The 13,043-nt window shown below is 65.9% G+C and carries 11 protein-coding genes and 1 pseudogene; 10 read left to right on the plus strand and 2 right to left on the minus strand.

Annotated elements, in window-relative coordinates; genetic code table 11:
- Window positions 1-212: 212 nt before the first annotated feature.
- The 4 genes from HUU94_RS04400 (at window position 213) to HUU94_RS04415 (ending at window position 3,121) form a co-directional block, all read left to right on the plus strand.
- A complete protein-coding gene (locus HUU94_RS04400) occupies window positions 213-1,013 on the plus strand; it encodes an ABC transporter permease (protein WP_174273892.1) in 801 nt (266 codons plus the stop codon).
- Window positions 1,013-1,768 (plus strand): ABC transporter ATP-binding protein, encoded by a 756-nt coding sequence (locus HUU94_RS04405; RefSeq protein ID WP_174273893.1) that lies wholly within the window; start codon window positions 1,013-1,015, stop codon window positions 1,766-1,768. The genes HUU94_RS04400 and HUU94_RS04405 overlap by 1 nt, the downstream gene beginning before the upstream one ends.
- A 27-nt stretch (window positions 1,769-1,795) precedes the next feature.
- Window positions 1,796-2,332, plus strand: a complete 537-nt coding sequence (locus HUU94_RS04410; RefSeq protein WP_174273894.1) for a peroxiredoxin — start codon at window positions 1,796-1,798, stop codon at window positions 2,330-2,332.
- Window positions 2,333-2,641: 309 nt separating this feature from the next.
- Entirely contained in the window at window positions 2,642-3,121 is a 480-nt protein-coding gene (locus HUU94_RS04415; protein ID WP_174273895.1) for an SH3 domain-containing protein, read from the plus strand.
- 87 nt (window positions 3,122-3,208) lie between these two features.
- Here the strand turns inward: HUU94_RS04415 and HUU94_RS04420 are convergent, their stop codons facing one another.
- Entirely contained in the window at window positions 3,209-5,725 is a 2,517-nt protein-coding gene (locus HUU94_RS04420) for a TonB-dependent receptor (RefSeq protein WP_174273896.1), read from the minus strand.
- Window positions 5,726-5,980: 255 nt separating this feature from the next.
- Between HUU94_RS04420 and HUU94_RS04425 the strand changes: the two genes are divergently transcribed.
- From HUU94_RS04425 to HUU94_RS04435, 3 genes are all read left to right on the plus strand, one after another.
- Entirely contained in the window at window positions 5,981-6,676 is a 696-nt protein-coding gene (locus tag HUU94_RS04425; protein ID WP_174273897.1) for an endonuclease/exonuclease/phosphatase family protein, read from the plus strand.
- Window positions 6,677-6,702: 26 nt separating this feature from the next.
- Window positions 6,703-8,763: an NAD(+) synthase gene (locus HUU94_RS04430; protein WP_174273900.1), complete on the plus strand. Its 2,061-nt coding sequence runs from the start codon at window positions 6,703-6,705 to the stop codon at window positions 8,761-8,763.
- 98 nt (window positions 8,764-8,861) lie between these two features.
- Window positions 8,862-9,614, plus strand: coding sequence for a hemerythrin domain-containing protein (locus tag HUU94_RS04435; protein ID WP_254601941.1), 753 nt, complete (start codon window positions 8,862-8,864; stop codon window positions 9,612-9,614).
- A gap of 119 nt (window positions 9,615-9,733) precedes the next feature.
- Here HUU94_RS04435 and HUU94_RS04440 read toward each other — a convergent pair whose 3' ends face one another.
- Window positions 9,734-11,998, minus strand: coding sequence for an NADP-dependent malic enzyme (locus tag HUU94_RS04440; protein WP_174273898.1), 2,265 nt, complete (start codon window positions 11,996-11,998; stop codon window positions 9,734-9,736).
- A gap of 90 nt (window positions 11,999-12,088) precedes the next feature.
- Here HUU94_RS04440 and HUU94_RS04445 point away from each other — a divergent pair, with 90 nt between their 5' ends.
- From HUU94_RS04445 to HUU94_RS04455, 3 genes and pseudogenes are all read left to right on the plus strand, one after another.
- Window positions 12,089-12,283, plus strand: coding sequence for an antitoxin (locus HUU94_RS04445; protein ID WP_254601943.1), 195 nt, complete (start codon window positions 12,089-12,091; stop codon window positions 12,281-12,283).
- A complete protein-coding gene (locus HUU94_RS04450; protein WP_174273899.1) occupies window positions 12,271-12,549 on the plus strand; it encodes a type II toxin-antitoxin system RelE/ParE family toxin in 279 nt (92 codons plus the stop codon). Before HUU94_RS04445 ends, HUU94_RS04450 begins: the two co-directional genes overlap by 13 nt.
- Window positions 12,546-13,043: pseudogene (locus HUU94_RS04455) on the plus strand (DNA mismatch repair protein MutS); the annotation flags it as partial. The gene HUU94_RS04450 and the pseudogene HUU94_RS04455, both read left to right, overlap by 4 nt.

Below are 13,043 nucleotides of genomic sequence, written 5' to 3' on the forward strand. Positions count from 1 at the left end.
GCATTTACGCTGCCTTAGTCGCCGGAGCGATCTATGGGATCGCTGTAGGTCTTGGTTTGTAAGATACGTAATCGCCAATTATAAGCCCCCTCCGTCATCGCTCCGCGATGCCACCTCCCCTTCCAGGGGAGGAACTTCACGCTCGCTCCACCGCACCCATCTCCCTTAGCGGTTGCGGCGAAGCACCCCCCGCCGCTATCACGCGCCCACGCATGCCCGCATCCGAACCCGTCCCGATCATCCTCTCGCCCTTCGTCGCGATCGGCGGCGCGGTGATGCACCTGCTCGCCGCGGTCGGCCGCGTGGCGATCTTCACCTGGCGGACGGTGTCGCGCGCGCTGACCCCGCCTTATTATCCCGGCCGCTTCGCCGAGCAATTGCTCCACATCGGCTGGTTTTCGCTCCCCGTCGTCGGCCTCACCGCCGTCTTCACCGGCGCGGCGCTCGCGCAGCAGATCTTCACCGCCGGTTCGCGCTTTTCCGCGCAATCGACCGTGCCCGCCGTCGTCGTGATCGGCATGGTGCGCGAGCTTGGGCCGGTGCTCGTCGGGCTGATGGTCGCGGGGCGCGTCTCCTCGGCGATGGCCGCCGAGATCGGCACGATGCGCGTCACCGAACAGCTCGATGCGCTCACCACCTTGCGGACCGATCCGTATCGCTACCTGATCGGGCCGCGCTTGTTCGCCGCCGTCATCGCGCTGCCGCTGATGGTGCTCGTCGCCAATGCGATCGGCATCTTCGGCGGCTGGCTGATAGCGGTCGAGAAGCTCCGCTTCAATTCCGCCAACTATCTCGCGGTCACGCGCCGCTTCGTCAGCGCCGACGATTTCAAGATGGCTTTGGTCAAGGCGGGGGTGTTCGGCTTCTTCATCGCGCTGATGGGATGCTATCAGGGCTTCAACGCCGCCGGTGGCGCCGCCGGCGTCGGCAATGCCACGCGCAACGCGGTCGTCTCGGCGTTCATCCTGATCCTCGCCTCCAACTTCCTGATCACCGCAATGGTGTTTAGCTGATGGGCGAGGCCAAGATCGTGCTCGACGGCGTCGGCAAGACGTTCGGGCCGAACAAGGTTCTCGATGGCGTCAGCCTCGCGGTGGAAGCGGGCGAGAGCCTCGCGATCATCGGCCAGTCGGGCAGCGGCAAATCGGTCACGCTCAAATGCATCCTCGGGCTGATCCGCCCCGATGCCGGGTCGATCCGCGTCGATGGCGAGGAAATCGTCGGGCTCAAGGGCCGCGCGCTCGATCGCAAGCGCGCCAAGTTCGGCATGCTGTTCCAGGGATCGGCGCTGTTCGATTCGCTCCCCGTCTGGCGCAACGTCACCTTCGCGCTGACGCAGGGCCAGCAGTCCGACGCGCGGGGAATGCGCAAGGTCGCCGAGGAAAATCTGGAGCGTGTCGGCCTCGACAGCCGCATCCTCAACCTTCGTCCCAGCGAGCTTTCGGGCGGCATGCAGAAGCGCGTCGCGCTCGCCCGCGCGATCGCGCCCCGGCCCGAGATCATCTTCTTCGACGAGCCCACCACCGGTCTCGATCCGATCCGCGCCGACGTCATCAACGATCTGATCGTCAGCCTCGTCGACGATCTCGGCGTCACCGCGCTGACGATCACGCACGACATGGCCTCGGCCCGCAAGATCGCGCACCGCGTCGCGATGCTCTATCAGGGCCGCATCGTCTGGAAGGGGCCGCGCGATCGGCTTTACGACAGCGGCAACCCCTATGTGGATCAGTTCGTTCAGGGCCGTGCCGAAGGACCGATCCAGTAATTCCCAATCCCCGGCAAGGAGATCGCAATGCTCGGACGCGACATACCCGACGTCACTCTCAAGACCCGCGTGCGCGACGAGAGCGTCGGCGGCGACAATCCCTTCCGCTGGCAGGATGTCCAGACGGGCGAATTGTTCGCGGGCAAGCGCGTCGTCGTCTTCTCGCTGCCCGGCGCCTTCACGCCGACCTGCTCCAACGAGCAATGCCCCGCCTTCGAACAGAATTACGAAGCGCTGAGGGCGGCGGGCGCCGACGAGGTCTATTGCCTGTCGGTCAACGACGCCTTCGTTATGTTCCAGTGGGGCAAGCATCTCGGGCTCAACAAGGTCAAGCTGCTGCCCGATGGCTCGGCCGATTTCACGCGGCGGATGGGCATGCTGATCCGCAAGGACCATCTCGGCTTCGGAGAGCGGAGCTGGCGCTACGCGATGGTCGTCGATAACGGCACGATCGCCGCCTGGTTCGAGGAACCCGGCATCAACGACGAAGGCCTCGACGAGGACCCCTACGGCGAAAGCGCGCCCGACAAGGTGCTGGCCTGGATGGAAGGCAACGCGCGCTGATCGGGCGCGGCAATCGGAGGCGCTAGGCCGATCGACATCTAACGATCTGCACGGACGTTGCCTCGAATCGACCGTCACCCCGGCCTTGAGCCGGGGTCCCGCTGCCTGCCAACGCCGAGGAAGAAGCGGGACCCCGGCTCAAGGCCGGGGTGACGACAGTTCAACCTCCACCAGAACGGACTCTAAAGCGGAATCCCGATCCTCCTCACCGCCTCCAGCGCACTCCCGATACGCACTTCCATCTTGCCAATCATCGGCAATGCGGCTTCGCTGGGCCTACGGTGCAGGGGCTAGCCGAGGAGAATAGCGATGGCGCGATGGCGGGCGGTGACGACGGGCGCGATCGCCTTGCTCGCGACCATGCCGCTATCCGCGCAGGAACGCCCCGTCCCCTATTGGGCGTCGATCGCCAAGGGCGAGGCGCTGATGCGCACCGGCCCCGATCGCACCTATCCCGCGCTGTGGCTCTACCGGCGCCGCGATCTGCCCGTCCGCGTCGTCCAGGTCCACGGCGTCTGGCGGCGGATCGAGGAGCAGGACGGCACCACCGGCTGGATGCTCGCGATCCTGCTCAGCGCGCGGCGCACCGGCGTGGTCGTCGGCGGCACGCAGGCGATCCGCGACAAGCCGGAGGAGGGCGCCCGCCTGCTCTGGCAAGCCGAGCCCGGCGCGGTCGGCCGCCTCGACGGCTGCGACGGCCGCTGGTGCCGGATCGAATTCGCCGAGAAGAAAGGCTGGATCGCACAGAGCGGCCTCTGGGGCACGGGGCCGGGCGAACGGCTGGAATAGCCCCCGGTCCGGTTTCTGGATCAAGCCTCAAGAAAACGGCCGGCCCTCGAAAGGACCGGCCATATCCTTGCCGCTGGATTTACGGGATCAGAAACCGACGCGGATCGTGCCCTGAACCGTGCGTGGGGCGCCGACCGAGTAGCGCGGACCGGCCGCCAGCGTGTTGGTCGTCGAGATATTGCCGAAGTAATATTTGTCGAACAGGTTGATCACGCTGACGCTCAGGTAAGTGCGGCCGAGGCCGAACTTGCCTAGGTTGACGCGGCCATCGAGATCGACGGTGGTGTAGCCGCTGGTATGGCCGTCACCCGCGATAACGCCTTGGATCCCCGCGATGGATCCCAACTGGACCCCGCCGGCGCCGCGGCCGTTATCGTCGGTCGAATAGCGCGTTCCGACATGCTTGACCGATGCGGCGACCGAAAAGGGATCGAGATTGACCTCGGCGCGTCCGCCATATTGCCACTTCGGCGTTTCCACGAATTGCTTGCCGCCCGTATAGACCAGCACCGCGCCGCCAGCGCCCACGATGTCGTTGTCGATCTTGGTCTTGGTGTAGCTCAGGAAGCTCGAGAGCACGAGCTGGCGGATCGGCTGCACGGCGATCTGGCCGTCGAAGCCTTTGGCGCTCGCGCTGCCGACGTTGCGATCGATGCTCGTTCCGAAGGTCGGGCTCGCCGGATCGGCATCGGTCGCGGACACGATGCGGTTCTTGTAGTCGGTATAATAAGCCGAAACCTGCGCCTGGACGATGCGGCTGCGATAGCGGAGGCCGGCCTCATAGGCGTTGGTGGTCTCGCCCTTCGGATTGATCGTCGGCGAGCGATAGAGATTGTCGGTGCTCGGCGCCGAGAAGTTGCGGCCATAAGAGGCATAGACGCTGGTCGACTGGATCGGATCGAAGCTCACGCCCGCCGAGGGCAGCAGCGGATGATATTTGATCGTCTTCTTGAACGGTGCGATCGCGGTCGCCGGAACGCCGACGGCGGAGGTGGTGCAATAGGGATTGCCCGAGGTCACCGATGTGCCGCCGGAGGCCAGCGTGCCGCCGAAGAGCGTAGCCGCCTGCGTGTTGGCCGTGTAGCAAAGTTGGTTGAGCTTGCGCTCGAAGAAGGGCGCGCGCAGACCGGCGGTCAACGTCAATTTGTCGTTGAGGAACTTGCCGAAATACTCACCCGAAATCTGGTTGAGCATGGCGATCGAGTAACGGTTGCGACCGTTCAACGCGAGGCCATCGGCCGTCACGACGCGCGCGTTCAGGTCGTGTTTGCCGCCGAAAACGTCGAGCGGCTTGCCCGAAAGATCGATGTAGCCATATTGGCCGGTCTGACGATGCTCGCCGCGATCGAACGTGTAGGCCACGCGCAGGCGCTGGCTGTCGCTGACCTGCCAGATCAGCGAGCTGAGCAGCGTGTAGCGATTGGTGCGGGTCGTGTTCGGCGTATAGAGACGCACCGAATCCAGCCGATCGCCATCGCCGTTGAGATCGACGCCGGCGAGCGTCGAAGCGCCGCGAAGCCGCGTATCATTCTCCTGGACGACTGCGGTGCCGCCGCCGTTGGCCAGCGTATACTGATAGCCCGGATCGACGGTCAGGATGAAATGGTCGCTGAGCGTGTACCGCATCGAGCCGCGCAGGTTGGCGGTGTTCGAGGGATTGATGCGCAACTGATAGTAATTGGTGCAGAGCGATGGCGCGACGCCGGGGACGGTCGTATTCGTCGTCGTCGCGGCACCGTCATTATCGGCGACGCCCGCCGTCGCGGGATCGCGGCCGCACTGCGCATTATAGTCGAAGTAGCGGTTCGCGGCGAAATCGCTGGCCAGGCCATTGTTGTAGAAGACGTTGCGATTGCGATTGTAGTGGCCCGCGATCGAAATGAAGTCGCCGTTGCTGGCGAGCGACTTGTACAGACGGAAGTTAAACTGATCCTTGAGCAGGGTGCCGGGCCCGCGGAACTTGTTGTAATGCTGATCCGATGCCTGGACGAAACCGCGGATGCCGGTGTTGCCGATCTCGCCGGTGTTCACCATCGCCGAGATGCGGCCATAATGGAAATCGCCGATCGATCCTTGCGCGAACGCGCCGAAATCGGCTGTCGGCAATATGGTCTTGTAGGAAACGACGCCGCCTGCGGCCGAAGGCGTCGGGCTATCGACGTCGGTCGTGCCGAGGTTGACCGAGACCTGATCGATCAGCTCGGAATCCATCGTCTGGTTGCCGAAGATCGCATAATTGCCGGTATCGTTGAGCGGCAGTCCGTCCCACAGGAAGGCAATGCGGTTGCCGGGGAAGCCGCGGATACGCAGGTTACCGCCCGAAGAGCCGTAAGGATCGCTGTTGGTATAGTTCACGCCAGGGATCTGGTTGATGACTTGGAGGATCGACTGGCCGGCGGAGGCGCGGCTGATCTGTTCCTGCGTGATGATCGATCGCGTCTTGGGAACGTCGGGAATGATGACGCCGCCGACGCCGCTGGTCGCGCGTGTGCCGGTCACGACGATTTCGGGCGTCTGCTCGATCGCCGTGGAACCCGTCGACTGCGCATAAGCGCTGCTGGTGGCGAGGGCCGCGAGTGCGCAGCCTGCGAAAATCTTCTTCATCTGGAACGTCCCCTTGTTCTTCGATCGGCCTTCGCAGGGGTCTGTTACATACCGATGACGCCCCGGCGTCACCGCGCCCCTGTCGGCTATCTGCGGCATCCGTACCGCATAGCGTTGTCGCGCCGCAACATGGAGGAGCGTGCGCCGCCGTGTCGTCGGCGCCTGGGCACCCGATTTCCACCGACTGTGGCATTGACGCCGCACTGGTTGTAGCGGCGGGGGGATGCGCGAAGAGACGGGGTCCCCGCAAAGCTTATGGTGCTGATCGCAAGCTACAATATCCGGAAGGCGATCGCCGCCGATCGCCGCCGCCGCCCCGAGCGCATTCTCGAGGTGCTCGGCGAGATCGGCGCGGATATCGTCGTGCTGCAGGAAGCCGACCGGCGATTCGGCGCGCGGCAGAGCGCGATCCCGTTCCACATGCTCGCCGAACATGGCGCCTACCGATCGGTCGGCCTCGCCGCCCGCCACGGCAGCATGGGCTGGCACGGCAACGCCATCCTCGTCCGCGATGGCTTGGTGGAGGTCGAGCATTGCTGCTCGGTCACGCTTCCGGCGCTGGAGCCGCGCGGCGCGGTGATGGCCGATTTGCGCATCGGCAGGAAGAAGCTGCGCGTGCTCGGCATGCACCTCGATCTTTCCGGCCTGTGGCGTCGCCGCCAGGCGCGCGCGATCCTCGCGCATCTCGATCAGCAGGCCGAAAAACTGCCCTTGGTGATGACCGGCGATCTCAACGAATGGCGGCAGGGGCAGGGGTGCCTGCGCGATTTCGCCCAGCATCACGAATCGGTGCCGTTCGGCCCCAGCTTCCACGCGCGGCGCCCCGTCGGGCGGCTCGATCGCATGTTCGTCGGCGGCGGCGTGCGGATCGAGCAGAGCGGCGTCCATCATTCGATGGTCGCGCGCAACGCCTCCGATCATCTGCCGATCTGGGCGAAGCTGGCGATTTGAGCGCGTCCGGAGTAGCGGTCGCGGGCATGGAAGATCGCTTCTTCTCGATCCACGCGCAGGGCATGGTCCGCGTCGCCGCCGCGACGCCGATGGCGACGGCGGGCGATCCCGCCGCCAACGCCGCCGCGATCCTCGCGCTCGCCCGCGAAGGCCATGCCCAGGCGGCGGACCTGATCGTCTTTCCCGAGCTCGCTCTGTCGTCCTACGCGATCGACGATCTGCTGCTCCAGGATGCCCTGCTCGATACCGTCGAGAGCGAGCTCGGGCGGATCGTCGCCGAAAGCGCCGCGCTTCGTCCCGTGCTGCTGATCGGCGCGCCGCTCCGCCGTAACGGCCGGCTCTATAACACCGCCGTGGTGATCGCGCGCGGCCGCATCCTCGGCGTCGTGCCCAAAAGCTATCTGCCCAATTATCGCGAATATTATGAAAAGCGCTGGTTCGCCCCCGGCGCGGGCCTCGCGGGCCTCACCATCCGCCTCGGCGACGGCGAAGTGCCGTTCGGCCCCGACCTGATCTTCGCCGCCGACGACATCGCCGATTTCGTCTTTCACGCCGAGATCTGCGAGGATTATTGGGCGCCATTGCCGCCCTCCACGCTGGGCGCACTCGCCGGCGCGCTGATCCTCTGCAATCTTTCCGCGTCGAACATCGTCATCGGCAAGGCGCGCGAGCGCGAATTGCTCGGCGCGTCGCAATCGGCGCGCGCGGTCGCGGCCTACGTCTATTCGGCGAGCGGCCCCGGCGAGAGCACCACCGATCTCGCGTGGGACGGGCAGGCGATGATCCACGAGCTCGGCGAGCGCCTCGCCTCCTCCACCCGCTTCGGGCGCGATCCCGAGCTCATCTGCGCCGACGTCGATGTCGCGCGGCTGCGGCAGGAGCGGATGCGCGTCGGCACCTTCAACGATTGCGCCGCCGCGCACGGCCATCCCGAAACGCGCTTCCGCCGCATCCCGTTCAAGGCCGAACCCGATTTCGCCGACGTCGGGCTGAGGCGCGAGCTGCGCCGCTTCCCCTTCGTCCCCAACGATCCCGCCAAGCTCGACGCCGATTGCTACGAAGCCTTCAACATCCAGGTCGAGGGCCTCGCCAAGCGCATGACGGCCGCGCGTGCCGAAACGCTCGTCATCGGCGTCTCGGGCGGGCTCGATTCCAGCCACGCGCTGATCGTCGCCGCCAAGGCCTGCGATACGCTCGGCCGCCCGCGTGCGTCGATCCTCGGCTACACGATGCCCGGCTTCGCCACCGGCGACGATACCAAGGCCAACGCCTGGGCGCTGATGCGCGCGCTCGGCGTCACCGGCGAGGAAATCGATATCCGCCCCGCCGCGCGCCAGATGCTCGCCGACATGCAGCACCCCTTCGCCCGGGGCGAGGCGGTCTACGACGTCACCTTCGAAAATGTGCAGGCGGGGCTGCGCACCGATTATCTCTTCCGCCTCGCCAACCAGCACAACGGCTTGGTCGTCGGCACCGGCGATCTCTCGGAGCTCGCGCTCGGCTGGTGCACCTATGGCGTCGGCGATCAGATGAGCCATTATGCGGTCAACGCGGGCGTGCCCAAGACGCTGATCCAGTTCCTGATCCGCTGGGCGACCGCGACCGACCAGTTCGATCGCGAGAGTGATCGCGTGCTCGAAGCGATCCTCGCCACCGAAATCTCGCCCGAGCTGGTGCCCCCAGGCGCGGACGGCGCGATCCAGTCGACGCAATCGCGGATCGGGCCGTATGAGCTCCACGATTTCTTCCTCCATTATGTCGTGCGCCACGGCCTCGCGCCCGGCAAGATCGCCTTCCTTTGCTGGCATGCGTGGAAGGATGTCGAGGCGGGGCGCTGGCCGATCGGTTTTCCCGAACCCGATCGCCATGCCTATGATCTCGCCACCATCCGCAAATGGCTGGAAGTCTTTCTCCAGCGCTTCTTCGGTTTCAGCCAGTTCAAGCGCTCGGCGATCCCCAACGGCCCCAAGGTCTCGGCGGGCGGCAGCCTCTCGCCGCGCGGCGATTGGCGCGCGCCCTCCGACGGCGTCGCCGGCCCGTGGCTCGGTCACCTGCAACGCAGCCTCGATCAATTGCGCGAAAGCTGAGAGTTTCCAAACGGACTCTTGAGCCCTTTCCGTCATTTGCGCGTTTAGGCCCGCAATGGGCGCCGATCCTTCCGGCCCCGAAAGCGGAGTATCCTGTCATGGCAACCACCACCGAAACGCGTCCGAACACCCCCGCATCGGGCGAAACCAAGGCGAAGCGTTCCGCCGCCGTGAAGGCCGAGCCGCGCGCCGACAATGGCCGCTGGAAGAAGACCGCCGCGAGCGCCTCATCCGATGGCGCGGCCAGCCCGGCCAAGCCCCGTGCCGCCACCACGCGCCGCAAGCCCGCCGCGCGCGCCAAGGGCAGCGAATATTCCACAGGCGCGATGGTCGGCATCGCCGCCGCCGGCCTCGCGGTGGGTCTCGCCGCCAATGTCGCGCGCAAGTTCGCGGTGCAGGCGCCGACCTTGCTCGCCGGCGATTGGGATCAGGCACTCAAGGCCGAGCATGATCTCACGCTCAAGGTTTTCGATGCGTTGCAGGCGACCAACGAGACCAACACGACCAAGCGCGGCATGCTGCTGATGCAGCTCAAGCATGCGCTCGCCAAGCATGCGATGGAAGAAGAGAATGTCGTCTATCCCGCGCTCCGCGAGATCGGCGAGGTCGAAGCGGCCGACGATCTCAACAAGGATCACGGCTATGTGAAGCAATATCTCTACGAGCTGACCGAGATGCCCAAGGCCTCGATCGACTTCCTCCCCAAGGTCGCGCGCTTCCGCGCCGATATCGAGCGCCACATGCGCGAAGAGGAAAACACCTTGTTCCCGCGCCTTAAGAACCGCCTCTCGCCCGAGCGGAACAAGGAAATCACCGCGCAGATGAACAAGGAAGGCCTCAAGCTCGCCTGAGGCATCAAACGGGCGCGGTTGTGCCGCGCCCGTTTGGCTTACTGGTCCAAAAATCCGTTCGTCCCGAGCGAAGTCGAGGGACGTTGCGCAATGATCGAACGTGGCACGGACGACAATCGTTAAGCCGCAATCCCCGCACCCGCGAGCACAGCCAGCGTCAGCAACTCGCTCGCCGTCGCCGACATCGTCGCGACCTGCACGGGCTTCTCCATCCCGACCAGCATCGGCCCGATCACCGAATCGCTGCCGATCTCGCGCAGCAGCTTGGCGGAGATGTTGGCCGATTGCAGCCCCGGCATCACCAGCACGTTGGCGGGGCCGGAGAGTCGGCTGAACGGGTAATTCTTCATCACCTCCGGATTGAGCGCCACGTCGGGCGCCATCTCGCCCTCGAACTCGAAATCGGGCCTGCGCTCCTCCAGGATGGAGACCGCCTCGCGGATATTGTCGATCCAGTTGCCCGGCGGATTGCCGAAGCTGGAAAAGGAGAGGAACGCCACGCGCGGCTCGTGCCCCATCCGCCTGGCGACGGCGGCGGTATGTTCGGCGATCGCGGCGAGCTCCTTGGGCTCGGGCCGCTCGGTCACCATCGTGTCGGCCATGAAGATGGTGTGCGCCTTGCCGACGATGATGTGGATGCCGCAGGGGCGGCGCCCTTTGATCGGATCGATCACGCGGCGGATCTGGCTGAGCGTGCGCCCATAGGTGCGCGTCACGCCGCTGATCAGCGCATCGCCCTCGCCGAGTGCGAGCAGCAGCGCGCCGAAGATGTTGCGGTCCTGGTTGACCATCGCCTCGACCTCGCGGCGCAGATAGCCGCGCCGTTGCAGCCGGTCGTACAGATAGTCGACCATCCGGGGCACGAGCGGCGAGACCCGGCTGTTGTGCAGCTCGAACCCGGAAACGTCGTCGATCCCCAGCGCCTTGAGCTTCTCCGGCACCGATTCGCGCCCGACCAGCACCGGCGTGCCATAGCCGCCGTCGCGGAATGCGATCGCCGCGCGCAGCACCACCTCTTCCTCCGCCTCGGCGAAGATCACGCGCTTGGGATTGGCACGCGCGCCGGCGTGCGCCATCGTCAGCACCGATGTCGTCGGGTTGAGCCGCCCGCGCAATTTCTCGCGATAGGCTTCCAGGTCGGCGATCGGCGCCTTGGCGACGCCGCTCGCCATCGCCGCCTGCGCCACCGCGCTCGGCACGATCTCCATCAGCCGCGGGTCGAACGGCGCCGGGATGATATAATCCTCGCCGAAGCGCGGCGCGCGCCCCCCGTAGGCCGCCGCGACCTCCTCGGGCACCTGCTGGCGCGCGAGTGCCGCCAGCGCCTCGGCGGCGGCGATCTTCATCTCGTCGTTGATCGTCGTCGCGCGCACGTCGAGCGCGCCGCGAAAGATGAACGGGAAGCCCAGCACGTTGTTGACCTGGTTCGGATAGTCCGAGCGCCCCGTGGCGATGATCGCGTCGGGCCGCGCAAGCTTGGCCTCGGGCGGGGTGATCTCGGGATCGGGATTGGCCATCGCGAAGATGATCGGCTTGGGCGCCATGTCGCGCACCATGTCCTGGCTCACCGCGCGCGCCGCCGAAAGCCCGAGGAACACGTCCGCGCCGACAAGCGCCTCCTTGAGCGTGCGCCGGTCGGTGATCGCGGCATGCGCCGACTTCCACTGATCCATGCCGGTTTCGCGGCCCTGGTAGATCACGCCCGCGCGGTCGCACATGATGACGTTGTCCGCCGAAACCCCCATCGCCTTGATAAGCTCGGTGCAGGCGATCGCCGCCGCGCCTGCGCCGTTGACCACCACCTTGATGTCCTTGAACGCGCGGCCCGTGAGGAAGCAGGCGTTGATAAGTCCGGCGGCGGTGATGATCGCGGTGCCGTGCTGATCGTCGTGCATCACCGGGATGTTCATGCGTTCGCGCAGCGCCTGCTCGATCACGAAGCATTCGGGCGCCTTGATATCCTCGAGGTTGATCCCCCCAAAGCTCGGCTCCATCAGCGCGACCGCGTTGACGAACGCATCGACATCCTCGGTCGCCAGCTCGATATCGATCGAATCCACGTCGGCGAAGCGCTTGAACAGCACCGCTTTGCCTTCCATCACCGGCTTCGACGCCAGTGCGCCCAGATTCCCGAGCCCGAGGATCGCGGTGCCGTTAGAGATTACCGCGACGAGATTGCCCTTGGCGGTATAATCATAGGCCAGTTCGGGATTGGCCGCGATCGCCAGCACCGGCACCGCGACGCCGGGCGAATAAGCCAGGCTGAGGTCGCGCTGCGTCGCCATCGGCTTCGATGCGATGATCTCGATCTTGCCCGGCCGCCCTTCCGAATGGAACAGCAAGGCCTCGCGCTCGGAAAAATGGACGTTGCTGCCTTCGGACATCGGGGCTTCCTCTACGACAGGCCAGCCCGTAGCGCCTTGGGCTCCCCACGCAACCCGGCGTGCGGCTAGGCAGAGGCGAGCGCTTCGATTATGTTCGCGGTCATGAACGTCGAGCGCGGCAAATTCGAAGGCGAGGAGACGCCGGAAGAAGCGGCGGAGAAGGATGCGCGGGCGCGCGCCGAGATATCGGCCGGCCGCGTCTATTCGAACGAAGAGGTGGTCGCGTGGCTCAAGACGTGGGGCACGCCGGATAGGAAGCCGTTGCGTCGCCGATGGCCAAGGTAGTCTGGTCGGAACAAGCGGTCGTCAGTCTCAACCTGATCGTTGACTATATCGAACGGGATCATCCGCCTTCCGCGGCGGAGATCGCTTCAAGGCTCGTGGACGCGGCGCTGAGCCTCGAACATTTTTCCGATCGCGGCCGATCGATGGGCGGCAATGTGCGCGAGCTGGTGAAGGTCCGTCCCTATATCATCCGCTACGAAGTGCTGCCGGATGTGGTCCGCATTCTTCGCATCCGCCACGCCGCGCGCCTGCCGCTCGATCCATGACCGGCGCCCCCACCCCGATGATGGCGCAATATCTCGCGCTCAAGGCGCAGGCGCCCGATTGCCTGCTCTTCTATCGAATGGGCGATTTCTTCGAATTGTTCTTCGATGATGCCGAGCGCGCCGCCGCCGATCTCGATATCGCGCTCACCGCGCGGGGCGAGCATGACGGCAGGCCGATCCCGATGTGCGGCGTCCCCGCGCACAGCCACGAGGCCTATCTCGCGCGGCTGATCCGCGCCGGCCACCGCGTCGCGATCGCCGAGCAGACCGAGAGCCCCGAGGAGGCGAGGAAGCGCGGCGGCAAGACGCTCGTCAGCCGCGCGATCGTCCGCATCGTCACCGCGGGCACGCTGACCGAGGAGGCGTTGCTCGATGCGCGCGCGGCCAATTGGCTGGCGGCGGTCGCCGAGGCGGGCGGCGCGCTGGGGCTGGCGGCGTGCGACGTCTCGACCGGGCGGCTGGAGATCGCGGCGATCGCGCGCGATGCGCTGGAG

This window comes from Sphingomonas bacterium (assembly GCF_903644055.1).
Lineage (GTDB): Bacteria > Pseudomonadota > Alphaproteobacteria > Sphingomonadales > Sphingomonadaceae > Sphingomonas_I.